This is a genomic window from Dyadobacter diqingensis, assembly GCF_024220585.1.
GTDB classification, from domain to species: Bacteria; Bacteroidota; Bacteroidia; order Cytophagales; family Spirosomataceae; genus Dyadobacter; species Dyadobacter diqingensis.
Genome location: NZ_JAMXKF010000003.1, coordinates 234,519 through 259,354, shown reverse-complemented (window position 1 = coordinate 259,354; position 24,836 = coordinate 234,519). Strand labels below are relative to the sequence as shown.

Here is a 24,836-nt window from a genome sequence, read left to right as displayed (position 1 = left end):
CTATTTTTCTACTTCTGCCTGTTCCTCATCTTCTTTTTTGTCTTTCGGTTTCTTTTTCCTGAAAGCCAGTTTGATATTAACCTGACCATTTTCATCAATGGCCCGAAGATAAATCCTGGACCCTTTCTTTTTCTTCGGGTCGTTGGGATTTAACTGATATGTTGAATCCCTGCGGCTGAGATTGCTCAGCGGAATTGCGATGCTGAGGTCTGTTTTATTTCCAAAACTGTAAATCCCTTCCACAAACAAGGTCATCACATTGGATTCAATTTCCATTTGTTTGATCTCAATTTCCTCTCCTCTTAACACGAGGTCATTTTTTATCGGGGCAAACCGTACCTGTTCCAGATTTCTGTTCTTAAATATCAGCTTCTTCATCTTGAGAAACGGCTCGAAATTAATGATCTGCCCGTTGACAAGATTAAGTTTAACCTCACCGGACATTGTTTTTGGCAACAATGTCACATCGTTTTTCAGATTGGCGGCAAATTTGAATTCCGTATTGAGTTTTCCTTTAAGATTTTGATGCGTAACTGCTTTTTGTCCAAAATTATTAAAGGAATAAAATACCGAATGGACGTCGGCATTGGTCACGCTTCCCGCCAGTTCCAGACGGGGTGGCTCTGTAGAATAAGGATTATGTATGGAGCCGGCAATCTTGAACCCACCCCCAAACGCCCGCATGGAGAAATTATTAAGGCGAACAGAATTGTTCTTGACCGTGATCATTCCCCTTAAATCGTTGGCCGAGAAATTGTAATAAACCAAATGTTTGGAATGAAGTTTTGCTTCCACTTCCATTTGATCAATAACATTGTCAAGAAGATCTGAAAGTTTGAATTTTTTCCTGTTGTATTTTTTACTGGCCGTTCTTTTCCCCACAAAAACCTCCATCCAGTTCATTTTCCAGTTTGGAATATTCACATCGACAGACGCTTTCAGCAATCTTGGTGAACCAAACAGATATGGGATCAGGTTGGTCACCCCCCCTTTAAGATATAGCAAATTATGCCCGTCGTGGAAGTTGAGCTTGGACAATAGAAAATCCTTTTCATCGAAATAAACCTCTGCATTCACTTTTGACAAACGCACTTGTCGCGGCACGTAGTTTAACGACACATTTTCCAGATACGCTCTGCCCGTCAGTTTTCCGTTAAACTGATCTGTTTTAGCATTGTAGAAATTACGTAAGCTACCGTCATAGTGAATTTGAATATAGGCCTCACCACCCTTCATCACATATCTTTTTGGGTCCAGCAATCCATTTACAGCTGCTGAGTCAGCCTTGATCTTACCTCTTATTACGGCCACAGGGTCCGTGATGTTATCAATTTTCAAATCAAAACTAAACGGCAGCGTTTCAAAAAAACCTGCAACCTGCGGTACATTTACCTGCGTGTTGAGTAATCCAGGAGGTTTCGTCTTGTCGGCCTGATTGGTGTAAACGCCCTTGGCTTTCATGTTTTTCAACATGCCAATGGCCAATGGATATTGGAAAGTATCGGTCTCAAAGGCAACATGGACAGACGGCGGCTCATGCGAGAAAATACCTTCCACTTCCACATGCGTATCCACCCTCGTTTTTATACCGATCGAATCAATTGATTTTTCAATTTGTCTGGGAAGTAACTTAACAGCAGTCCCAACCTGAATTTTCTGAGCCGAAAATCCCAAACTGAAATGCGCCGGTTTTTCGCTCAGATCAAATTTTCCGTTAACGCCGATAACATCCTGAGAAGCAACCCGTAGTTCAGAAGAAGGCCGGAGCAGCAGATACCTTTTGCTTTGATTGTAAGAAACCGACAGGTTAGCATATGTTTCCTGCTTAATAAGAAATCCTCCTTTTTCAGGTTTAAAGGTTAATCCTTCAAAAAATATTGGCCCGCTGATATTGGCGTTCCAGGAAGAATCGGAATGGCTTACGCGGTTGGTTACATCCCTGAAAATGGCGCCGAAAGATTTTCCATTTGTAGAATCTGCAAAACGAAAGCCAAAATTGGACAGATGTACCTGCCCCAGTTTATCAATAAGCTGATCAGATTTCCCGGAATCCTTATTCTTTTTTTTATTCTTTTTAGCTCCAAAAACAGATAGATTGGTATAACCGTCCTTCCTCACGAACAAGGTAACTGCCCCATCCTGTAAGACCAGGTTCTGAAGCCGGATAACGCCTTTATAAAAACTTCCTAAATCCAGCGCCACATGGATCATCTTGGCATTCAGAACGTCTTTTTTATGCTCATGATAAAGGCTGTCGCGCAATACCACGTTATACAAAGTAAAATTAAACCCGAAGCCATCCTGAAAAGGCCTGAACCTGAATTGTTCCACATCCAGGGTACCATTGATCTGGTCATTAACCGCAACTTTTACCCTCTCAAATATTTCCTCCTGATTTTTATAAAACCAAAACTCTATTCCGCCAAGAAGCAGGCCGACGAAAAGTGCAAAAATTGCTATGCCTTTTAAGAGTTTTTGAAACATGAAAAATACGGACGGGTTACGATAAAAGTAATATTTTTACACTGAAATTACCATGCCAGTGGTAACCAATACATACTTAACAGACACGATTTTGGATCAATTGGTTTGATCGTATCTGTTGAATAGCAATTAATATGCCAGGAAATGTCCTGTTTTTTGGCCTCCGCTGCGATCTTACTTCCGTCAACATCGGGAATAACAGCAAAAAATGCTAATTTTGCGCACTCTTTTGCAACTCAAAGAGTTATCGTTTTCATAAATATTGTTATAAAATGCTACTGAGCGAACAGGAAATATTGCGCCGCCAAAAGCGCGAAGAACTTATCAAGATGGGGATTGAACCCTATCCTGCCGAAGAATTTGTAGTAAATGTCACTGCTGCTGATATTATAAAGAATTACGAAAACAATAAGATAGATTATAAACACGTCACGATTGCAGGCCGGTTAATGGGTTTCCGCATCATGGGAAGCGCCGCTTTTGCCGAGTTGCAGGATAGTACGGATCGAATTCAATTGTATTTCCGCCGCGACGATCTTTGTCCGGGAGAAGATAAATCGCTGTACAATACCGTTTTCAAAAAATTACTGGATATCGGTGATATCATCGGTGTTACCGGATTTGTATTCACGACGCAGACGGGTGAAATATCTGTCCACGTTCAGGAATTCAAGATATTAAATAAATCGCTTCGTCCGCTGCCTGTTGTAAAACGGGATGAAGACGGCAATATCCACGATGGTTTTACTGACCCGGAATTGCGTTATCGCCAGCGTTATGTTGACCTTATCGTAAACCCGGAAGTACGCCAGATTTTCCAGAAACGTGCGCGTATCATTACGACCATGCGTTCGTACTTTGATTCGAAAAACTGGCTTGAAGTGGAAACTCCGGTTTTGCAAACCATTCACGGCGGTGCTGCGGCGAGACCTTTCGAAACGCATCACAATGCTTTGGACACTGATTTGTTCCTGCGCATCGCAACCGAACTTCACCTGAAAAGACTGATTGTTGGTGGATTTGAAGGAGTTTATGAATTTGGTAAACTATTCCGCAACGAAGGAATGGATCGTACCCATAACCCGGAATTTACAACCGTTGAGTTATACGTTGCCTACAAAGACTACTTGTGGATGATGAATATGACCGAGGAAGTTTTGGAACAGGTTGCACTGGCGGTGAACGGAACAACAAAAGCCAAATTTGGTGATGTTGAACTGGATTTTGCAGGCCCTTATCCAAGACTGAGCATTACTGATGCGATCCACCAATACACTGGACTGAATGTGGAAGCGCTTGATGAAGCAGCAATCCGCGAGCAGTGCCGTGCCTGGGGCATGGAAGTGAACGACAGCATGGGTAAAGGAAAACTGATTGACGAAATTTTTGGTGAGAAAGTGGAAGAACATATCATTCAGCCAACTTTCATCACGGACCATCCTGTTGAAATGTCTCCGTTAACTAAAAAACACCGGGAGAAACCAGGTATGGTGGAGCGTTTCGAACTGTTCGTGAATGGTAAAGAAATCGCTAACGCTTATTCCGAGTTAAATGATCCGATTGAACAACGCGAGCGTTTTGAAGATCAGCTAAAACTGAAAGAACGCGGTGATGACGAAGCCATGGAAATGGACGACGACTTTCTTCGTTCGCTTGAATATGGTATGCCACCTACGTCCGGTATCGGTATTGGTATTGACCGACTTACGATGATGCTTACCAATAATTCGAGTATCCAGGAAGTGATTTTCTTCCCGCAGATGCGTCCTGAGAAGAAGGCTGAAATCGCGAAAGAAGCGGATTATATTGCTGCGAATGTTCCTGCTGTGTGGATTCCTGCGTTGCAGAAAATGAACATCCTTACGATCGAGCAATTGAAAGCGGCAAGCCCAAATAAGATTTTTAATGATCTGGGCGGAATGCGCAAGAAATTAAAGATTGACGAGAAAATGCCAGCCCTTGATGATATCAAAACCTGGGTTGAGTAAACGCAAACGCCATAAAAACAAAAATACCGCAACCTTAAACTGCGGTATTTTTTTGTTCGGACAAGAAATTAAAAAAATTATAATTTTTTAACTTGCACAGCATTTAGTCCTTTTTTCCCTTCAACAACCTCGTATTCAACCTGGTCGTTTTCACGGATAGTAAGTCCTCCCAATCCTGTCACGTGAACAAAGATGTCTCTGTTTGTGTCGTCTTCAACGATGAAGCCGTATCCCTTAGCTTCATTGAAAAATTTTACAGTACCTGTTGGCATAATAGTGGAAATAAAAAAATGAAATAAGTTGAAAATACATAAAGAGTTATTAACGTTTCATTACTAAACCATGATTGTCTTCTACCAAAGAATTGAGGGAGGCTCAACAGATTGACAGAATAAATTTTGGCTATTTTTATCGGGGCATCCCAATAATAATGCAGCGCTAACAATTTCTTCAATCACAAAGAAACAAAAATTGTTCGGAAAACAATTTATTTGCATCAAGAATTTGAAAATTTCCAAGTTAACGGTCAATTTCCGTTAAATTATTGATCTTCGAAAAATCAATTTCTCTTTTGTATATTGCAATGAAAATTGCTAGTTATGAGCTAATTATTCCAGAATCAGGTATGAATCGGTTTCGATATTTCGTAGAGAATCAGATATTTGGTGTTTGTGCACGGATGGGTGAAAAGCTTAATTTCCCGGCTAGCAGCATCCGCCGATACTTTATTTATGCAACTTTTATGACATTCGGGTCCCCGATCATCTTATACCTCGTTCTTGCATTTTGGATGGAAATGCGCCAGAACTGGCGAAGACATAACAGCCCTACGATTTGGGAGTTGTAGGTGGAAACGTAATGCCGGTCAACTGGGCAAAGCGGTGTTTTCTCAACACAAAATATTCCCAGACTATACTCCGGTAATACAAAGGTGCACGGTAATGTGTCCTTTCCGGCTCTTCCTTTAACAATGTGGGAATCAAAGCGTAAAATGCAAAATGTGCCTGGATAATGGCAAAAACGTCCGGCCACGCACCCGTTGCTATAAACCGAACACTGGAAATGCCGTCAAGAATTAATCTGAAAAACAATGTTTTCTTACGCCGGCCTTTCGGCAGATTTTTGAAAAGCATGATCAAATTGTTCCGGTAATTCAGGAAAGTCTTACGCGGATTGGACTTATGCAGCGTACCTCCACCAACATGATAAACAGTTGCGTGAGAACAAAAAGTAATCCGGTAACCCAGATTTAACAAACGCCAGCAAAGATCGATCTCCTCCATATGGGCAAAAAAGCGCTCATCAAAACCGTCTGCTTTGTGAAAAGCCTCAGATCTCACAAATAAACATGCGCCGGTAGCCCAGAAAACGTCTTTTACGTCATCAAACTGGCCAAGATCTTCCTCGCGTGTATCAAATATCCGCCCACGACAAAACGGATAACCAAGGTAGTCCATGTAACCCCCAGCTGCTCCGGCATATTCGAAATGGGTCGGGAGATCGTAAGCACGGATTTTAGGCTGGCATGCGGCGATGTTAACATCCGACTCCATAAAAGTGATTACGGGCTCTATCCAGTCCGGAGTCACTTCGATATCTGAATTCAGCAAAACATAATATTCGGCATCGATCTGGCTCAGCGCCTTGTTATAGCCGCCGGCATATCCCTTGTTTTCAGCGATAACGAGGGTTTTAACGGAGGGGTGCTGACTTTCCAACCATTGCAATGATTGATCTGTTGACCCGTTGTCGGCTACCCAGATTTCATAACCTACCGAATATTTAAGAACAGTAGGGAGAAATTTTTCAAGATAGTGCCTGCCATTATAATTCAGGATAACAATTGCAACAGTTGGAGTCATTCTATTAAAAGGGAATTATTTCATGAATCCCCCTAAATCCAAACCGGGAATATTGGGAAGAACCCCGTCGGTTGCTTTTTGCAAATGTGCTTTTATTTTTGGTTCAATATTTTCAAGCGCTTTGTTGACAGCTGCCACGATCAAATCCTGAAGCATTTCTTTGTCGTCCGGGTTAACCAGGTCTTTATCAATATCCAGTCCGATTAATATTTTCTGTCCGTTGACCGTTGCACGCACCATACCCCCACCCGACTCTGCTGACTCAACAATACCTGATAACTGCTCCTGCGCCTCTTTCATGCGCGACTGAAGGTCTTTCATTTTACCCATGAGACCCATCATGTCTGCCATATTTCCAAACATAACCAAAAAATTATGAAGTGAATTAAAACTTAACCTGAATTATTTTAGAAGCACAAAACTACCGTTTTTTTTCACGGTTTGGTCTAAATTATCAACAATTTCAACGTGCCAGATATAAGCACCCACCGGAGCTTCCTTTCCTTTGATCTTTCCGTCCCACCCCTTTAAAATGTCATTCGAATGAAAAACGACTTCTCCCCAACGGTTAATCACCGACATTTTAAATGTCTTGTACATCTCCGCTTTTACTTCAAAGGTATCATTGTACCCATCGTCATTGGGTGAAAATGCACCAGGCGCAAAAACTTCCGCGTCTCTTTTGTAATTGATGATATTAGAAAAACTCTGAAAACTTCCGCTTTCTGAATCCGCACGAACCTGAAAAGTATAATCTTTGTCGCTTTGTTTACCCAGATCGGGATGATACTGCGTTTTAAGTTTCAGATCCATTTCCATGATGGATCCGCCTGAACCTTTCTGAATCATTGTGTAAGAGGCAATCTCGTCTGTGAAAGGCTTCTCTATAGTCCAGATTAACAACGGAGCTTCATTCTTAAATAAAATAGAGCACACAGGTTCAGACGGAGGTGATTTCTGCCCACATGCATTTTCATAAATTAACCGGTAACAGTAGGAATGATTGTCTGCTTTTACATTAAAATCTTCAAAAACCGTCTCTCCATACAGCGTGTTAACCTTTTTGTAATTAGCTTTTTCATCAACCCCTCTTTCAATTACAATAGAGTAATTGGTTTTCGAGCCTGCACCTGGCAAGTTTGCGGTTAACTGGATCAAATCATTTGCATTTACCGTGACATAGGCTTCCGTTATGGTTTTGGGAGACGACAGGCTAGTGCTGATACTTACCGGCGCTGATGTCGAAGTAATCGTTTTTGTCACCGCAACAATCGAATACTCGTAATTATCACCGCACTGAACATCATCGTCTTCAAAAGAAGTCGTTTTTATATCCGTAAACGATTTTAAAACAACACCATCTTTCATCAAGCGATATTCCTGAAAATCAATTGCGTCGGGATATTCATTCCAGGAAATCGCATTTTTTTCATCTGCCGAGCTGCCTTTTAACACCATGCTGGAAACAATTTCACTATCTTGCTTACCTCCGCACAAATCTTTCGAAGCAAGTTTCACCTTGTATACCTGAGTGGTGTTAAGATTAGCGATCCTGTAAAATTGAGTCCCGCCCGAAGTTCTTGTTCCGCCAAGAACATAATTGGTTCCGCCATCATTACTTGACATAATGTCCGTTGCAATGGAAGTAAGTCCTTCATAGGAAACTTCAAGATTCCCGTTGCCTTTCATCTCAACACTTTTAATTTGAATATTTTTAAGAAGAGGCTGTTGAAAAACAACTGTCACTCTTTGCTCCAAACCTTCCGCACATGCAGAACCAGTGGCATGAATACCTTTTATTCGTATGACTGGTGGAGTTCCTGTGATGTTCTTGTAATTGTGATCCAGCGTCATTGAATTACCCTTGCTCCAGATATCTTTTTCGTTATCTCCCCAATTTATTTCAACATGATTATACGCTTGTATAATTCTGCTATCTTCCAGTGTAAGTTTCACACTCCCACCACCGCAAGAAGTTACTCCTGCATTAATTCTGATAGTCTCATATACTTTTACCTGTTCACAATGAGTCACCTCCCTACCATTTACATTGGCATTTTGTAGAACACGAAAATCGCCTGCAACGGAATAAAAAAAATCTTTCGGGTCCTTAATTGTAATGGGGTTCTCGGACTTCCCGTCATAATCGTAGGCGTAGTACAACGAAGTCCCTCCGATTTTATTAATAATCTGAACCGTCAGAGGTGCACACCCGGCCGCAGGATTAAGTTCGAAACCTCCTCCACCTTTATCACACAAACCCTGTCCAAAAACAGGATTAATGTAACACTTGATTTGTATTAGTAGCAAAATAAACAGTATCAGTTTTTTCATAAGTGTGCATAGCAATTTGCAATAAACAACCCTCTAACAGGCACTTATCACAATGGGGGGTTTACATTTGGTTTTCTTCAAAAACGAGTCAAAGTTAAAATTTTTCAGAATTAACAGGCTCACTTTCAAGTGCAAATATATTAAAATCCAGTAAACGGCTGGTTACCTTATCAAAAGGACTGTTCCGCTTTTGGCAAACGGCTGATCGTAAACATCTATGATTTCAGTTTTATAGGTATAATAACCCGCAGGAGCGTCTACTCCTTTAATCTTTCCATCCCAGGCATCAGTCATATCATCCGATTGAAAAACAACTTGTCCCCACCGGTTGAAAACCGATATTTTAAATGAGCTGACAAAAACTCCTTTCACTTCCAGCAAATCATTATGCGTATCGCCATTGGGTGTGAACGCATCAGGGATGAGAATTACCGGTTTACGATCATAACGGACCAGGTTGGAAAAGCTCAGCAAATTCCCGCTTTTGGCGTGCGCACGAATCTGAAACGAATAGTCGGCGTTGACCAGGTTGTTAAGATCCAGATCATAGGAGGTGTCCAGCCCTACGGGCAATCCGGCGGTTCCGGCGTTGGCATCGGTTTGAATGACATCATACGAATCCAGCCCTTCTGTGAAAGGGTTAGCATCATTCCAGGTGAGGCTAGTCGGCGTCTGCCGCAATAAAATGGTACATACCGGATCGCTGAACTCAGACCGTAACGGGCATGAATTTTCGTAACTAAACCGGTAACAATAGGAAGTACCGCTCGTATTTACACCCTTATCTTCAAAATGAATGACCTGATTTTGCACACCCGAAACCTGTTTAAAATCAGCACTTCCCTGTTCTGCCCGCTCCACAATAAGGTTATAAGTACCTGTTAACCCCTTTCCTTCCAGCACAACATCAGCAGCGACCATGTTGCCGGCCTCAACCGTCACACTGGCCTTCGTTATTTTTTCCGGTGCAGATGTCGTTGTTTTTACTGTTTTGGCAGCAGAAAATGAACGTGCCAGACTTGTCAATGCCACAATCTGATAGACATACTCTTTGTTACAGTCCAGGTCTTTGTCGGTCCATTTGACCTCATCGACGGACTGAAAGCTCTTGATCACGACATCATCGCGTAAAAGGTTATAAGCTGCAAATTCCGATTTATTGGCATATTGGTTCCATTCCAGTTCAATCTCACCTTCCAGTGCAGTGGCTTTAAGCACCATTGTCCCCACCTCCCGGCTGTCTTTTTTTCCTCCGCAGTTCTCTGACACCAGCTTGACCGTATATTGATTTTCCGGATTCAGATTTTTGTCAATCGTTAAGTTTCCGGGCTGTTTTTGACTTCTGATAATGTCAGTCGTTTTAAAAACACCATTGTCCCCGTAAAAAATTTCCGTCGATACACCATCCAAACCCTCATAAAGCAATGCGATCCTCCCATCCTGCTGCATTTCCACACGCTTGATCTGGATTGCTTCCACCGAGTTATCGGCATTCTCCGGCGTTAAAATATTGATGTCGCCTGAACACGACGCCGTATATTTTCCCTGAACAGTAATATTGGGTATGGCATCAAAATACGCCTGATTAACCGTCAGCGCTTCTCCCTTTTTCCACACCTTGGTTCCCCAGGCCGGGCCCCAGTTTATTTCAATGTAATCGTAAGCTTGTGTTATTTCGTCATCAGCGATGGTAACCAGGGCATAGGTCCCGCAGGAAATCTTGAGTGTGGCATTGACTTTCCGGTTTTCAAGGACTTTTACCTGTTTGCATAATGAAAAACCTGTGCCGTTTGCGCTCCCCAATTGTAAGATCGTATAGGTACCAAGCTTGGTGTATGTATGAGTATTAACGGTTGGTGCTTTGTCCGGACTCGTGGATATATCATAATCCATGATGTATCCAACACTCTGCGCTCCTGCAACTTTATTTTGTAAGTCCACAGTTAAGCTGCCACACCCCTGATAAGTTGGTAGTATATCAAAAGCTCCGCCTCCTGTATCGCAGTAACCTCCTTTAACAACAGGAGCCTGGCCCAGCGCGGAAAAACACTGAAATAAATAAAGCCCAAAAAGTAACAAAAGTAGTTTTACCCTCATGAAGTATGATCTAAAGTAAATTAGGACACATATAAACCTTGAAATGACCTACTTTGAAACCCATCTGAAAATTCGATTGTTCACTTAAAGAAGGTTCAAAATTAAAACATTTCAACATTAAGACCGTACCTTTATATTCTAAAACGTGTTTTCCAGTAAAACTATTTTTTGTCTACCCGAATAATGAATAATAATAGTAATCCCATAGTATTAGATTCGATTGAAGAAGCCATTGAGGCCATCAAAAACGGCGAAATGATCATCGTGGTGGATGATGAAGATCGTGAAAATGAAGGCGATTTTATTTGCGCTGCCGAACTGGTTACTCCCGAAATAGTGAATTTCATGGCAAGAGAAGGCCGTGGATTGATTTGCGTTCCGATTACAGAAGAGCGTTGCGCCGAACTGGAACTGGACATGATGGTGGGCAATAACACTGCACTTCATGAGACAGCCTTCACCGTGTCTGTTGATTTGTTAGGTCATGGTTGTACAACGGGTATTTCCGCAAGCGACCGTGCAAAGACTATCCAGGCACTGGTTAATTCGGAAACACGTCCCGAAGACCTGGGTCGGCCGGGACATATCTTCCCATTGAAAGCAAAAAAAGGAGGCGTACTTCGCCGTACCGGACATACGGAAGCGGCTATCGATTTCCCTCGTCTGGCCGGGTTATCGCCAGCTGGCGTTCTGGTTGAGATCCTGAATGAGGATGGTTCAATGGCCCGTTTGCCTCAGTTGCGTGAAATCGCAAATCGTCTGAACCTGAAACTGGTCAGCATCAAAGACCTTATCGAATATCGTCTTCGGAAAGAATCGTTGATTAAAAGAGAAATTGGTGTAGATATGCCCACGCAATGGGGCCATTTTGACCTGATCGCTTATCGGCAGATTAACACCGGAGATTTACATCTGGCCTTGGTAAAAGGCACCTGGGAAAAAGATGAGCCAGTTTTGGTTCGTGTTCACTCTTCCTGTATGACCGGAGATATCTTTGGCTCGTGCCGTTGCGATTGTGGCCCTCAGCTACACGCAGCCATGGATTTGGTAGACAAAGCCGGAAAAGGAGTGGTCGTTTATATGAACCAGGAAGGAAGGGGTATCGGTTTATTGAATAAACTAAAAGCCTACAAACTTCAGGAAATGGGACGCGACACCGTGGAAGCAAATCTGGAACTGGGTTTTTCAAGCGATGAACGTGATTACGGCGTTGGCGCACAGATTCTTCGCGACCTTGATATTACCAAAATAAAATTGATTACCAACAATCCAAAGAAACGCGCCGGACTGATCGGTTATGGCCTGGAAATTGTTGATTCTGTTTCCATTGAAATCCCGTCAAATCCATACAACGAAAAATATCTGATCACCAAACGTGATAAGATGGGTCACAATTTGAGCAACCTAACTTTCCCGGGAAATCAGGCATGACACAGGTTCAGCTTGTCGCAACAGAAACCGACATTCTAAAATGCCGCAGTGCCATTCAGGCGCTGCGGCCTTCTTTAACGGACGAGCTATATCCGGACGCCGTTCAGAAAACACTGGCAGACAAAAGGCAAATTATCTTTATTGAAGAAGACGGACAAGCTGCCGCAGTCGCCGTTTTTGAAACGGGTTATAACCTGTTCCGCGGAAAATATATTTACATCGACGATCTTTCCACACTTCCACAGCATCGGGGAAAAGGATATGCGGGTGTTTTGCTCGACTGGATCTCTGATTTTGCGCAAAAGGGGGAGTATCAGGAAATCCACCTTGATTCCGGCGTGAATGTGAACAGAACCAATGCACACCGCCTTTATCTCAACAAACGTTTCCAGATCACCAGCCTGCATTTCGTGGCAAATGTCTGAATGGTTTGATTTTTTCAACCCTTTGTACGAATTTTGGCACGGTTTAATCTGAAAATGATTGCCCGAATTCATTCATCAACACACGGTAAACCCGGTCAAAATTATATTAATGAATATCCATCAGGTTTTTGAAGCATTCAATTCTTTACGCGTACTGGTCATTGGCGACGTTATGCTCGACTCTTATGTTTGGGGGAAAGTAGAACGTATTTCACCGGAAGCGCCTGTTCCGGTGGTTAATGTAAGTCACCGAGAATACCGCCTGGGTGGCGCCGGAAACGTGCTTTTGAACGTGCAGGCCCTGGGTGCGGAAGCGATAATCTGCTCAGTGATAGGAACGGATACCTCCGGCGATGCCTTGAAAAACAGTCTGATTGAAAAAGGGTTAAACTGTGAGGGCCTGATCCGCAGCGAAAGCAGAATCACGACGATCAAGGAACGCATCATTGCCGGATCTCAGCAGGTGGTCCGTATTGATACAGAAACAGACAAACCGATATCCGGAGCAGAAAAGGACAGACTCGTCGCCAAAGCCAAAGAACTGATTCCATCCTGTCATGTCATTATTTTTGAGGATTATGACAAAGGTGTCCTGACAGCAGAATCGATTGCTGAGATAACTGAATTTGCCAATTTACACAACGTACCGACGGTCGTTGATCCTAAGAAGCGTAATTTCCTTGCCTATAACAACGTAACACTTTTCAAACCAAACCTGAAAGAACTCCGTGAGGGTCTGAAGGTGGAATTCAATGTGGATAACCCTGCCGAATTGCAGGCCACCGTGGAGCAATTGAAAAATACGCTGGGGGCCAAGGGCGCATTGATCACGCTTTCGGAAAGAGGCGTCTACATTGATTTCAAAGAAGAAATACACAAACTTCCTGCTCATATCCGCCACATCGCCGACGTTTCGGGTGCAGGTGACACGGTTATCAGTATCGCTGCCTGCTGCGTAGCGCTCGGGCTCCCGCCGCATTCGATCGCCGGGATTTCCAACCTCGGTGGTGGACTGGTCTGCGAACTCGTAGGCGTTGTCCCGATTGATAAGGCACTTTTGAAGGCAGAAGCAGAAAAGGAAGGACTGATTTAGTCTTTCAGCATCATATGGAAAAGGGATCGACAAGCTTAACGGCTATCGATCCCTTTTTTATTTTCTGGTAAAACGCATCATGGCAATATCACCGCTGATGAAATTCAACGTGTTGCCATCACTGACTGCATACGTGTTAACTTTTTTAAGGCTTTCTGTAAAAACGCTCTCCCCTTCTCCCTGACACATCATTCTGGTCATCGCATAAGGATCCCTGAAACTGATTTTGTGCCCGTCTACATTTAACTTTCCGGAAAAGGAATTACAGCCCGTATTCCCGCTAAACCTGTTTTCTTTTATTTCAAAAGTGATCTCAGGTTTTTTGCCGGCGTACAATTCATCAAAAGATTTTCCCGGTGCCATCAGATAATTGAGGACCCAGGTGCCTTCCAGCGACTCAACCGGTGAGACAGCGGCGGCAGGTTTTGCACTCATTTTGCTGTTTTTACAGGATGACAAAAAACTTAAACAAATCAATGCTGCGATAAGAATTTTTCTCATACATTTTGTGATAAAGGGTTTATCAGCGTAATGATTTAACTTTAAAACCAGCAAACTGACCAAATAAATATAGAAAAATTAAGATCGACAGACAAAAATTACCAGTTAATTCCGCCGCCGCCAATGCCCATTTTATTTGTAAATCTGCTGGACAATTTCGACCTGCTTGTGATGTAGCGGATACTGGCTCCAATGTACGGCGTTGTCCCGGGCGTATAAGCTGTCAGCGTTTCTCTTGCACTGTTAAAAGTTTTCAGCTGGCGGAACGTCGTTACACCTGCTTCCAAAGAGATATTAATCGCTGTAAATAAATGCGCATTTGCGGAAACACCCAGTTTTATCTGCCGGTAATTTTCCCTTCTCAACATTTTTTCTTCTGGTGTCTGAATCTGAAATCCTCCGCTATAACCATTTAAACCAGCCATCATATCCACATTAAACCAGCCCGTTGCGCGGTAATTCACATTCGCCATAAACGGTAGCAAAGCTGAAACACGCCAGTCTTTGCCAAAACGTTTGTTCACTCCGAATACCGGCACAAAGCGCAGTTTTTGATTGTATGCTAAAATCGATCCGTACATAATCTGCGTATGCAATCCCAGAATATGCATCCGGGCAGCGCCTCCCCAAAAAAATGGCTGCGGAGTAAAAAACGTCTCGTTACTTTCGGTCATGCCCAGCCCCCCGCCATACACCCAAAGCCGGTCTTTGATACTGGCCTGCAATCTGATCACGCCCAGGGAAAGTGTTTTATAACCATTACTTGGAATATTTTTACCGTCAACCGTTGGCTGAATTTGGGTAAACTGAGTTAGCAAAACCGTGTGCACAGCCCGCAGATCAAACTTTTTTCTCAGACTGTAACCCAGCTGGACTTCGCTTTGGAGGGGGATAATTCCGAAAAATCCACTCCGGGTCACACCATAATCTTTCCCGGTTCCGCCGCCAAGATTTGACGGCACATTGTAGTCTGCTTTTAAAGTTAAGTTGGGGTAAAAAAGCCGGCTCAATGCAAAGTGCTGAGCCTGAACCGAAGAAACGGCCGTAAAAAGTAAGCCGAAAAATAAATGTCCGGAAATTTTCATGCGATGGTTCGGGGTGAGATTGTCGGCAAATAACGAGAAACAAGTTTCGGTATTGTATACGGCGCCTCACCAGGCCCGTCACTTATTCTTTCGGTCGTACTTTGAGAAGTCGGTATTTTTTACTCTTTTTTCAAATTCTTCATAAGACATAAAAAGCGGTGCATTATCCAGATAAGAGCCCTAATAAATGATTTTCTCAATGGATAATGATCTTTTGGAAGCAAGCTCGTACAGCATTTTGTCCAATTTACTTGCTTCGCCACTGCTGCTACCAGCATGGAACGGAGTTCCATTGATAAAAATTGCTCTATCCTTTGGCAAATAATAAGCCACCCAAATCGATTCAAATTCATCTTTCCTGACCGGATTAAGAATTAAAGTCTCAACATCAGCCGTCTTAAAATCAGCATCGAAAGTCGTTAAGAGTCCTTCCTTACGCAAAACCTGACGGGTCGAATCTTCCCGGGGACTTTCGTATGCCCGGATTTTCTCTTCCGCAAAAAAGCCAGTTCCGATTGGAGCATAATAATGCGTTTTCCCGGAGAAGAAAGCGGAAAGTGAAAGCACTCCGGAAAGCCGGTCAAGATTGAAAATATTCCGGACTTGGGTATTGGGAAATTTCTCCTTCAACGCAGACAAATACTTCTCATTCGACAGGTCAATATTTGAAAGTGTAGCAAACAAGGATATGCCCTCGGTCTCAGTCACTTTCAGCAAGGATCGTTCGTTTAGGACTTTCCGGCTTACTTCCAGTACATATAAGTCCTTACCAATTTCAGAAATATTATATTTCACCCGGTCATACTCAGAAGGTTCTGCGGCAAAAGTCGATGGGGCAAACGGTTTATTAATACTAACCCATTCCATTTTTTTTCTAATCGTAAATTCATTTTGGCTGTTGGCTTCCTCTATTTCATTCGGAACCCAAAAGCCTTCCTTCTTTTCAAATTGTTTATAATAAATGATGTCTTTGTAATAAACCGGCCCGCGACCGATTAAAGGATCCGTATCTACCTGCATAATAAATAATTTGCTTAACATATTGCTTTGCCCGTCGAAGTAAACGTCGAGCCATTTCACACCAACTCTAACCTGTACCACATGATAATCAAGGCCTTCAAAAGTCACTGCCCCGGTATAATTCAGTTCGGATGTGTCCATGGCCATGAGCTGAAGTATGGCTACCGGGTTATTTTTAAGATGATAAAAAGCATTTGCGTTCGGATCCAGAGCATATACCGTTCGGCTGGTGTCTGGCCTTCCCTTCAACTGGTTTGGCCTTAAAATGGTTGTGGCTGCAATCTTCGATGTAAGATCAAAATCGTATTTTTCCTTTTGCCCTTCATGTAGCTCATTAAAAAAACTATACATAGATTTTTCCGTTTCCGCCTTTTGTATCTCCATCTCCCTCCGCATTGAATCCAACATCGTCAGCATTAATGAGTCTATCAGTGAAAGCCACGGATTGGTCTGGACAAGGCCTGGGTTTGCCGTTCCCGGCTTATCGTACGTAATATTCAAAGCATACTGACTTAACACTTTCCCTCCCGTATGAACTTTCAATGCACGGTTTACAATTTCCCGCGCCCCCAATTTTTGTCCATTGCAGTAATATCCCGAAAACAAAACAAGTATAAAAACTAGTACTAAATGCTTCATTGCGTGTATAGTTAAAGTGATCGGTTACAAATACTTCAAAACAAACATAATCAATTTAAAAATCTTATGAAGCAGTCGTTACTATTCTTAATATTGCTGATTTCCTTCACGATCCGGGCACAAACTGGCGAGCCTACGTACGCCGAAAAACTGGGTTACCCGAAGGGCAAAAAAGTATTGATCATCCATGTGGATGATGTCGGCATGTCCTATGAATCCAACCAGGGTGCGATCAGGGCGATTAAAGAAGGGGTTGCCAATTCTTTAAGTGTGATGATGCCCTGTGGCTGGGTACCGGGTTTTGTACATTATCTGAAAGAAAATCCTGACATAGACGCGGGGCTTCATTTGACATTAACCTCGGAGTGGAAAGATTATCGCTGGGGGCCCCTGGCAGGGAAAAATCAGGTCAAAGGTTTGGTTGACTCCGAAGGAGCCATGTGGAGAGGCGTTTCCGATGTAGTAAAAAATGCCTCGCCCGATGAAGTTGAAAAGGAAATCAGGGCACAGCTGGACCGTGCCAGAACCATGGGTTTTACGCCAACGCACCTGGATTCGCACATGGGAACGCTTTTCGCCACACCTGAATTTTTACAGCGTTATTTAAAGGTCGGGATGGAAGAAAAAATCCCGGTGATGTTTCCCGGAGGGCATAACACGGTGGTGCAGCAACAGGAAAAAATAATTGCAGATCAGCTTGCGATGACACAAATGGTAGGAAAACAACTCTGGAATGCCGGTTTACCCGTTTTGGACGATCTTGAAAATTCCAGTTATGGATGGAAAGGCCCTGAGTCCGGCGATAAGTCTGAGAAAGCACTTCAAAAATATAAGACAGAAAAGTATATCAACGCCATCAAAAACATCAAACCAGGCCTGACCATGGTGATCATGCACTGTACGATCCATACGGAGGTATTCCCGAAAATTTCGGACTCATACCCGACCCGTGAAGGGGATTTTCTGGCCATGATTGATCCCGAACTTAGAAAATATATTGAGAAAGAAGGCATTGTCCTGACAACATGGAGAGAAGCCATGCAGCGCCGTCAGAAAATCAAATAGTAATTATACTGTGCCGGATCACGGCTTTCTGCGTTTCGGCATGGTATATCAGGTCTTTAACAACTTATTCATTTTCAACAGCCTTTTTATCCAGGTGGAAATAAACCATTTCATAAAAGTCCACCGGTAAAAATGGCTTTACCAGATACCCTGTGAAACCGTTTGACAGCGCTCTCTCTTTTTCATCTTCAAAAGTGGAAGCGGTCAGCGCTACGATGGGGACGGTATAACCTTCTGCCCGCATCAGGATCGTAGATTCAAAACCGTCCATAACCGGCATTCGGAGATCCATCAGCACGAGATCGTAGTCTTCCGAGGCCTTGAATTTATCCAATGCTTCCTGGCCGTTTTCTGCGGTTTCAAAACTGATATTCTTACGTTTGAGCAGTGTCGTAGCCAATAGCAAATTGGTGTAGTTGTCATCAACCACCAGTACTTTTGCATCCGGATATGAGGCCTGCTTTGCTTCAACAATCTGTTTCCCGTTATTTAACGGCTGACTGGAATAGGAAAAATTAATTTCGAACGAGAACTCCGAGCCTTTATCCGCAGTACTATGGAGATTAATTTCACTTTCAAAAAGTCTCAAAATTTCCTTCGTAATCGCGAGCCCCAAGCCAGAGCCACCGTATTGCCGGTCACCGGAGGTATGCGCCTGCGTGAACAGCTCGAAAATCGAATCTTGTTTATCGGCAGGGATGCCAATTCCTGTATCGCTTATTTTAAAATAAAGTCCAATTTCTTGTTCATTCCTCGTTAGCTCACTCACCTTTAAGGTTACCGAGCCCTTATCCGTAAATTTAATGGCGTTGTGAATCAGATTCGTGATCACCTGATTTAATCTTCCCTGATCGCCCAGTAACTGAGGCGGCAACGAATTTTCAATATCAAAAATCAGTTCGAGACGTTTCTCTCTGGCTTTTGGAATAAAGGTCTTTTCAAGATTCCTGAATAACAGAACCGGGTCAAAGGGGCTTGAATCCAGCTTGACATGGTTGGAATTGATTTTGTTAAAATCCATAATGTCGTTGACGACCGTCATCAAATGATTGGATGAAAAAAGCAGCGTCTGTATCATTTCTTTCTGAAAATCACTCCGTAATTCCTCTTTCAGCAATAAATGCACGATACCTACAATACCATTCAAAGGCGTGCGGATTTCGTGACTCATCATGGAAAGAAAATCTGTTTTGGCGCGGGTTGCTTCTTCTGTAATGAGGATATGTTTTTCTAACAATTCATTCTTTTCCCGAAGTGTATACTGATAATAAAACGCCCGCTTATCGCTGGTATACTTGATATGCATGATAAACGGGAACAATAATTGTCCCAGAAAAAGAAAAAAACCGCCCTCTTTTATAAACTGTCCCAGTGCCTCCGGTTGAAGCCAGTAAAGAGCTGATGGAAAAAGCAAAAAGACAAGAATTGTACAAATAATCGATTCCCTGGCAGGCCAGCGCAAAACGATTGTGATAAATATCAATGCCAGCGTCATGTTAAAACTGGCCCTGTCATACGACGCATGGGGTATCGTCGCCAGAATCCAGGCGTGAAAAATGATGACGGTCAAAAACGTGTAAAACGCAACGCGCTGGCTTGAAAGCTTATTTAGAAAATGAAAAACCATTAAGGCGATCATTACTGCGCTTCCTAAAAGCTGTATCTGAAGGATTTTCGAAAAGAGCGGATTGTTGTTCAGGTAATAAAGAAGAGAAGTTGCCGGGTAGCCAATGATATGAGCAATGCAAAAAGCCCGATTTCCCCACTGAGATTTAATATCGTGCTCCGCCTTCCAAATGTCATTAAAACGACTTGAATATACTACCTTATCCAAACTGAATTTTCACCTTTTATCGTTGAGTGTTCCAATATACAATTAAAACAATTCTGTGTCTCCCTCGATATCAGAATTCCTTTAGATAAGGTGGTTAAATCTGTACAGGTTAAATCTGCCGACTTTCCCAGATACGCTGCAATTCCTCCACATCAGCCAAATCCTTATTTCTCCCGGTTGCCCTTTTCTCTGTAATCAGATCACCGAGCTGAATGACCGGAAACGGAATGCCATCCAGGTCTGCCTGTAAAGCCCGATTGTAACACGCATCAAAATCAGTTTCACCAAATGCTTTTAAAGAATGTCCCAAATCCAGTTCAAACCCTGACATTCCAAAACGAACCGAGGTATAACCGAAAATAAGTGGCATATTTAACAGTAAATTACTGCCAACAACCTCGTTTTCAGATAAAGCATGGATCAGTGCGTTGGTATTTTCCTCTCCGCTTTTTATCCATAAATCCATATCCTGCGTCGTGCGGATATGTCCATGAACAACTCCTGCCATTCCACCAATAAGGAGATATTTTACCTCAAAACGGTTTAGACTTTTCAACAACTGCTGTACATCCTCACTACTGATATCCATACAAAGTGCCTTTTTATTAAGCGGATTCGAACGATATAACTTTCCTGCCAGTCGGTTCAGTCGACTGAAAGATTCTATATTTTCTAAATACTGCGATTTTGTATGGAAGTCACTATTAGACATGTTTTTAAGAGCTGGTTATGACATAAAGTTACAATGAATATATACGAAAATGTATAAGGTAATATACATTTTCGTATAAGTCTGAATGATCCAATAAGCCTCTGAAAACAAAAACCCCGGCAGACCAAAGTCTACCAGGGTTTTATATTCGTTATGACCAAAAGCTAATCGCTAAAAGCCAACTGCTAAATCCTACAAATCGATTGCTTCACCGTAAGCAGCCTCAGTTGCTCCTTTCAAAGCTTCTGACATGGTTGGGTGCGGGTGAATAGAACGCATGATTTCATGCGCGGTAGTTTCCAGTTTACGGGCTACTACAACCTCAGCGATCATTTCTGTTACGTTGGTACCAATCATGTGGGCTCCAAGGAACTCGCCATATTTGGCATCAAAAATAACTTTTACGAAACCATCCGTAGCCCCGGCAGCCGTAGCTTTACCAGATGCTTTGAACGGGAATTTACCCACTTTGATATCGTAACCAGCTTCTTTGGCTTTCTTTTCAGTGAAACCAACAGAAGCGATTTCAGGCTGGCAATACGTACAACCCGGAATGTTTCCATAATCCAAAGCTTCCGTTTTGTGGCCTGCGATTTTCTCTGCGCAGATAATCCCCTCAGCCGTAGCAACGTGTGCCAAAGCCGGGCCAGGCGTACAGTCACCGATTGCATAGAAACCCGGAACGTTGGTTTCGTACCATTCGTTAACAGCAATTTTACCTTTATCTGTTTTGATACCTGTTTCTTCTAAACCGATATTTTCGATGTTTGAAACAATACCAGCTGCTGAAAGCACCACGTCTACTTCAAAAGTTTTATCTCCTGTTGGTGTTTTTACAGAAACAACACAGCCGCTTCCGCTTGTATCCACCTTCTCCACTGAAGAGTTAACATAGGTATCGACGCCCAGCTTTTTGTATTGCTTTGCAATTTCTTTTGAAACGTCTTCGTCTTCAACAGGAACCAGGTTTGGAAGGAATTCAACAACAGTAACTTTCGTACCCATTGTTGCATACACATAAGCAAATTCCATTCCGATTGCACCAGAACCTACAACCAAAAGGCTTTTTGGCTGCTTTTCAAGGCTCATTGCTTTACGGTATTCAATTACTTTCTGACCGTCGATTTTGATATTTGGCAATTCACGCGCACGGGCACCCGTTGCGATGATAACTCCTTTGCCAGCTGTGTAATCAGTTTTCTTGCCGTCCTTATCAGTAACTTCAACTGTTTTTACACCTTTTACTTTACCAGCTCCCATGATGACGTCGATCTTATTCTTCTTCATCAAAAAGGCAACTCCTTTGCTCATGCTGTCTGCAACACCACGGCTACGTTTGATCACGCCTCCGAAATCAGCAGAAGATTCGCCTACGTTGATCCCGTAGTCTTTCGCATGTTTAATGTATTCAAATACCTGCGCACTTTTAAGAAGGGCTTTGGTTGGAATACAGCCCCAGTTAAGGCAAATTCCACCTAAAAGTTCTTTTTCTACAATTGCTACTTTCAATCCTAATTGCGAAGCACGGATAGCTGCCGGATATCCGCCAGGACCGCTACCAACGACAATCACGTCATACGTTTGAGCCATTTTCTAGTATTTTTATTTGAAAGAAATGGGTTGACAAAAATTTCATGCAAAGGTACGACGATTTGCCGGAAACCCTACATGTAAACTGCTACGTATTTATGTGAAACTGACACTAATCGCGAATTGTTATACCTTTGTATTACCGGCAATAATAGTGATTCACATTTGGAGCCGCAAAATTTCAAATTTTTTCAACTATAAATTCAAAAAATTCAATGACACTTGATCAATTGAAAGACTTGAAGGCCCGTGTAGAGGCTTTGGGGAGGTATCTTTGACTACGCTAACCGAAAAAAACAGCTAGACGACCTTGAACAACAAACTTCTCAGCCGGAATTCTGGAGTGATTCGGAACGTGCCGAGAAAACAATGAAGGAAATTCGTGGATTGAAATTCTGGACCACAGGGTATGAGGAACTTTCAAGACTACGCGATGACCTGGATACGATCTGGGAATTTTATGACGCAAGCGAAGCTACCGAAGAAGAGGTAGACGAAGAAGGCAAAAAGCTGGAAGCGAAGCTTGACGAAATCGAATTCCGTAAAATGATGGGCGAAGAGGGCGACGAACTTCCGGCCGTTATTGAAATAAACTCTGGTGCCGGTGGTACCGAGTCGCAGGACTGGGCTTCGATGCTCATGCGGATGTACATCATGTGGGCTGAGAAAAATGGCTACAAAGTACGCGAAGTGGATTTGCAGGATGGTGATGTGGCTGGTGTAAAATCGGTAACATTGGAAATTTCCGGTGAGTATGCTTATGGTAATTTGAAGTCGGAAAATGGCGTTCACCGTCTGGTGCGCATTTCTCCTTTTGATTCCAACGCCCGCCGTCATACATCGTTTACCTCGGTTTATGTATATCCATTGGCGGACGATAACATTGAAATTGACGTCAACCTGGCCGATATTACCTGGGATACGTACCGTTCCGGTGGTGCAGGAGGGCAAAATGTGAACAAGGTAGAAACGGCAGTTCGTCTGCATCACAAACCTTCGGGCATCATTATCGCCTGTCAGCAGGAACGTTCACAGCTGATGAACAAAGAAGTTGCGATCCGTTTATTGAAATCACGTCTTTATCAGATCGAGCTTGAAAAACGTAACGCAGCGCGTGCAGAGGTAGAAGCATCCAAACGTAAAATCGAATGGGGCTCTCAAATCCGCAGTTACGTACTGGACGACCGCCGCGTAAAAGATCACCGCACGGATCATCAGACTTCTAACACCGATGCCGTTTTGAATGGTGAGATTAATGACTTTATTAAGGCTTACTTGATGGAGTATTAATAAATATTGAATTAAAGGAAACCTCCAGACATTATTCAATCACTGGATTTGTTTGGAGGTTTTGTTTATATTTATAAAAAAAAGCTATGACTGGCATTCGATATATAACCGATGAAAAAGGTCAAAAAACTGACCTTATTATTTCTTTGGAAGAACACGGACAAATTGTCGAGGACTTATTAGATGCGTTATTAGTTGAAGAACGGAAAACAGAGGATTCAATACCTTTCGATACGTTTGTAAACCAGTTAACCGCTGAGGGTAAATTCGATGCATAAAGTTTATCAATTAATTATCACAAACTCCGCTCAAAAGGAAATTCGTAACCTTCAAAAAACAGAAGTACAAAAAATAATTCCTGCAATTCAATCACTGTCCGAAAATCCTCGTCCTCCAGGTTGTAAAAAATTAGTGTCTGTAAACAATATTTACAGAATAAGAATTGGAAATTATCGTGTTCTTTATTCCATAGACGATCTAATACGAATTGTAGAAATTTCCGGGGTCAAACATCGCAGGGAAGCTTATGAGTGATTCCAGCAAAGAAATCCTGTACACTCATCAACTCGGCCACGGCCCCAATATCCTTCTCGCCTTCCATGGCATTGGCCAAACTGGCTTAACCTGTTTTGAATCCTTTGCAGAATTGCTAGGCGACCAATACACTATTTATGCATTCGACCTGTTTTTTCACGGACACAGCAAAGGAGTTCACGGAAATGATGATTTTTCAGATCAGGATATCGTCACTAAACCCTTGTGGAAAAGTCTGATTTCTGAATTTTTACAACAAAAAAACATTAATCGATTTGATATCGTGGCGTTCAGTATGGGTGGCAGATTTGCCCTGGCAACAATAGAGGCCTTTTCTCAACAAATCGATAAAGCATTCCTGATTGCGCCGGATGGTGTTTCTGAGCATCCGCTTTACACGCTCGCTTCGCGGTTCTGGCCCACCCGAAAGTTGTTTCACCGGGTTTTGAAAAATCCGGATACCCTGATAAAATCTGCGGGTTTCTTCCAAAAACTGGGACTTATCCACAATAGCCTCATACGTTTTACACAATATATGCTGGCGGATCCCAAAAGGCAGGAAACTATTTACCGCTCCTGGCTGGCTTTCCGGATGCTGAAATTTGATATTTCGTCTATCTATCAAAAACGGAATGACACCAGGATCTATCTGTTTATCGGTAAACATGATAAGTTGTTGAAAGCAAAAGATGTCCAAAAATTGTCAATACTTCTTCCAAAGGAGCAATACTATTTATTGCCCGCCGGACATTCCAATCTGGTTGATAAGGCTTCGGTTATCATTCGGGATTTGGTAGAACAAAGTGATAGACCCGGTGCTATTGATTAGCTAATATGGATTTAAACTACAAA

22 protein-coding genes are annotated in these 24,836 nt (G+C 42.7%); 10 read left to right on the top strand and 12 right to left on the bottom strand.

The window, feature by feature from the left end; translation table 11 throughout:
• Positions 1 to 2,484 carry an AsmA-like C-terminal region-containing protein gene (locus tag M1L62_RS10215; RefSeq protein WP_254412939.1) on the bottom strand — a complete coding sequence of 828 codons (2,484 nt, stop codon included), beginning with the start codon at positions 2,482 to 2,484 and terminating at the stop codon, positions 1 to 3.
• 272 nt (positions 2,485 to 2,756) lie between these two features.
• On the opposite strand from M1L62_RS10215, the gene lysS reads away from it, so the two are divergent.
• Positions 2,757 to 4,472, top strand: coding sequence for a lysine--tRNA ligase (lysS, locus tag M1L62_RS10210; protein WP_254412938.1), 1,716 nt, complete (start codon positions 2,757 to 2,759; stop codon positions 4,470 to 4,472).
• 77 nt (positions 4,473 to 4,549) lie between these two features.
• Here the strand turns inward: lysS and M1L62_RS10205 are convergent, their stop codons facing one another.
• Positions 4,550 to 4,744 (bottom strand): cold-shock protein, encoded by a 195-nt coding sequence (locus M1L62_RS10205; RefSeq protein WP_149241463.1) that lies wholly within the window; start codon positions 4,742 to 4,744, stop codon positions 4,550 to 4,552.
• Between the two features lie 353 nt (positions 4,745 to 5,097).
• On the opposite strand from M1L62_RS10205, the gene M1L62_RS10200 reads away from it, so the two are divergent.
• Complete coding sequence (locus M1L62_RS10200) at positions 5,098 to 5,319, top strand: PspC domain-containing protein (protein ID WP_254412937.1); 222 nt, start codon at positions 5,098 to 5,100, stop codon at positions 5,317 to 5,319.
• Here the strand turns inward: M1L62_RS10200 and M1L62_RS10195 are convergent.
• The 4 genes from M1L62_RS10195 to M1L62_RS10180 form a co-directional block, all read right to left on the bottom strand.
• A complete protein-coding gene (locus M1L62_RS10195) occupies positions 5,300 to 6,334 on the bottom strand; it encodes a glycosyltransferase family 2 protein (RefSeq protein ID WP_254412936.1) in 1,035 nt (344 codons plus the stop codon). The genes M1L62_RS10200 and M1L62_RS10195 overlap by 20 nt on opposite strands.
• Positions 6,335 to 6,349: 15 nt before the next feature.
• The gene (locus tag M1L62_RS10190) at positions 6,350 to 6,697 is read right to left on the bottom strand and encodes a YbaB/EbfC family nucleoid-associated protein (RefSeq protein WP_254412935.1); all 348 of its coding nucleotides are present in this window, start codon (positions 6,695 to 6,697) and stop codon (positions 6,350 to 6,352) included.
• Positions 6,698 to 6,736: 39 nt separating this feature from the next.
• Positions 6,737 to 8,668, bottom strand: a complete 1,932-nt coding sequence (locus tag M1L62_RS10185; RefSeq protein ID WP_254412934.1) for a T9SS type B sorting domain-containing protein — start codon at positions 8,666 to 8,668, stop codon at positions 6,737 to 6,739.
• A gap of 162 nt (positions 8,669 to 8,830) precedes the next feature.
• Entirely contained in the window at positions 8,831 to 10,765 is a 1,935-nt protein-coding gene (locus M1L62_RS10180) for a T9SS type B sorting domain-containing protein (protein WP_254412933.1), read from the bottom strand.
• A 183-nt stretch (positions 10,766 to 10,948) separates the two neighbouring features.
• Here M1L62_RS10180 and M1L62_RS10175 point away from each other — a divergent pair, with 183 nt between their 5' ends.
• The 3 genes from M1L62_RS10175 to M1L62_RS10165 all read left to right on the top strand — a co-directional run bounded on the left by M1L62_RS10175 (position 10,949) and on the right by M1L62_RS10165 (position 13,714).
• Positions 10,949 to 12,196 carry a bifunctional 3,4-dihydroxy-2-butanone-4-phosphate synthase/GTP cyclohydrolase II gene (locus M1L62_RS10175; protein ID WP_254412932.1) on the top strand — a complete coding sequence of 416 codons (1,248 nt, stop codon included), beginning with the start codon at positions 10,949 to 10,951 and terminating at the stop codon, positions 12,194 to 12,196.
• Positions 12,193 to 12,621, top strand: coding sequence for a GNAT family N-acetyltransferase (locus M1L62_RS10170; protein ID WP_254412931.1), 429 nt, complete (start codon positions 12,193 to 12,195; stop codon positions 12,619 to 12,621). Before M1L62_RS10175 ends, M1L62_RS10170 begins: the two co-directional genes overlap by 4 nt.
• A 109-nt stretch (positions 12,622 to 12,730) precedes the next feature.
• Positions 12,731 to 13,714 carry a bifunctional heptose 7-phosphate kinase/heptose 1-phosphate adenyltransferase gene (locus tag M1L62_RS10165; protein WP_254412930.1) on the top strand — a complete coding sequence of 328 codons (984 nt, stop codon included), beginning with the start codon at positions 12,731 to 12,733 and terminating at the stop codon, positions 13,712 to 13,714.
• Between the two features lie 57 nt (positions 13,715 to 13,771).
• Here M1L62_RS10165 and M1L62_RS10160 read toward each other — a convergent pair whose 3' ends face one another.
• From M1L62_RS10160 to M1L62_RS10150, 3 genes are all read right to left on the bottom strand, one after another.
• On the bottom strand, positions 13,772 to 14,215 hold the full coding sequence (locus M1L62_RS10160) for an META domain-containing protein (protein ID WP_254412929.1): 444 nt from the start codon (positions 14,213 to 14,215) through the stop codon (positions 13,772 to 13,774).
• A gap of 98 nt (positions 14,216 to 14,313) precedes the next feature.
• Positions 14,314 to 15,300 carry a hypothetical protein gene (locus tag M1L62_RS10155; RefSeq protein ID WP_254412928.1) on the bottom strand — a complete coding sequence of 329 codons (987 nt, stop codon included), beginning with the start codon at positions 15,298 to 15,300 and terminating at the stop codon, positions 14,314 to 14,316.
• Positions 15,301 to 15,480: 180 nt separating this feature from the next.
• Positions 15,481 to 16,959, bottom strand: a complete 1,479-nt coding sequence (locus M1L62_RS10150) for a hypothetical protein (RefSeq protein ID WP_254412927.1) — start codon at positions 16,957 to 16,959, stop codon at positions 15,481 to 15,483.
• 66 nt (positions 16,960 to 17,025) lie between these two features.
• On the opposite strand from M1L62_RS10150, the gene M1L62_RS10145 reads away from it, so the two are divergent.
• Positions 17,026 to 18,024: a polysaccharide deacetylase family protein gene (locus M1L62_RS10145; RefSeq protein ID WP_254412926.1), complete on the top strand. Its 999-nt coding sequence runs from the start codon at positions 17,026 to 17,028 to the stop codon at positions 18,022 to 18,024.
• A gap of 64 nt (positions 18,025 to 18,088) precedes the next feature.
• Here M1L62_RS10145 and M1L62_RS10140 read toward each other — a convergent pair whose 3' ends face one another.
• From M1L62_RS10140 to lpdA, 3 genes are all read right to left on the bottom strand, one after another.
• A complete protein-coding gene (locus tag M1L62_RS10140; RefSeq protein WP_254412925.1) occupies positions 18,089 to 19,858 on the bottom strand; it encodes an ATP-binding protein in 1,770 nt (589 codons plus the stop codon).
• A gap of 109 nt (positions 19,859 to 19,967) precedes the next feature.
• Positions 19,968 to 20,570, bottom strand: coding sequence for a DUF6036 family nucleotidyltransferase (locus M1L62_RS10135; RefSeq protein ID WP_254412924.1), 603 nt, complete (start codon positions 20,568 to 20,570; stop codon positions 19,968 to 19,970).
• A gap of 192 nt (positions 20,571 to 20,762) precedes the next feature.
• Positions 20,763 to 22,160 (bottom strand): dihydrolipoyl dehydrogenase, encoded by a 1,398-nt coding sequence (gene lpdA / locus M1L62_RS10130; protein WP_254412923.1) that lies wholly within the window; start codon positions 22,158 to 22,160, stop codon positions 20,763 to 20,765.
• A gap of 215 nt (positions 22,161 to 22,375) precedes the next feature.
• On the opposite strand from lpdA, the gene prfB reads away from it, so the two are divergent.
• From prfB to M1L62_RS10110, 4 genes are all read left to right on the top strand, one after another.
• Positions 22,376 to 23,450, top strand: a protein-coding gene (gene prfB / locus M1L62_RS10125; protein ID WP_254412922.1) for a peptide chain release factor 2 whose coding sequence is annotated in 2 segments (ribosomal slippage) — positions 22,376 to 22,435 and positions 22,437 to 23,450 — 1,074 coding nt in all. Because the reading frame shifts where the segments join, the coding sequence is not laid out codon by codon here.
• A gap of 86 nt (positions 23,451 to 23,536) precedes the next feature.
• Entirely contained in the window at positions 23,537 to 23,728 is a 192-nt protein-coding gene (locus M1L62_RS10120) for a hypothetical protein (protein ID WP_254412921.1), read from the top strand.
• Complete coding sequence (locus M1L62_RS10115) at positions 23,721 to 23,984, top strand: type II toxin-antitoxin system RelE family toxin (protein WP_254412920.1); 264 nt, start codon at positions 23,721 to 23,723, stop codon at positions 23,982 to 23,984. The genes M1L62_RS10120 and M1L62_RS10115 overlap by 8 nt, the downstream gene beginning before the upstream one ends.
• The gene (locus M1L62_RS10110) at positions 23,977 to 24,813 is read left to right on the top strand and encodes an alpha/beta fold hydrolase (RefSeq protein ID WP_254412919.1); all 837 of its coding nucleotides are present in this window, start codon (positions 23,977 to 23,979) and stop codon (positions 24,811 to 24,813) included. The genes M1L62_RS10115 and M1L62_RS10110 overlap by 8 nt, the downstream gene beginning before the upstream one ends.
• Positions 24,814 to 24,836 lie beyond the last annotated feature (23 nt).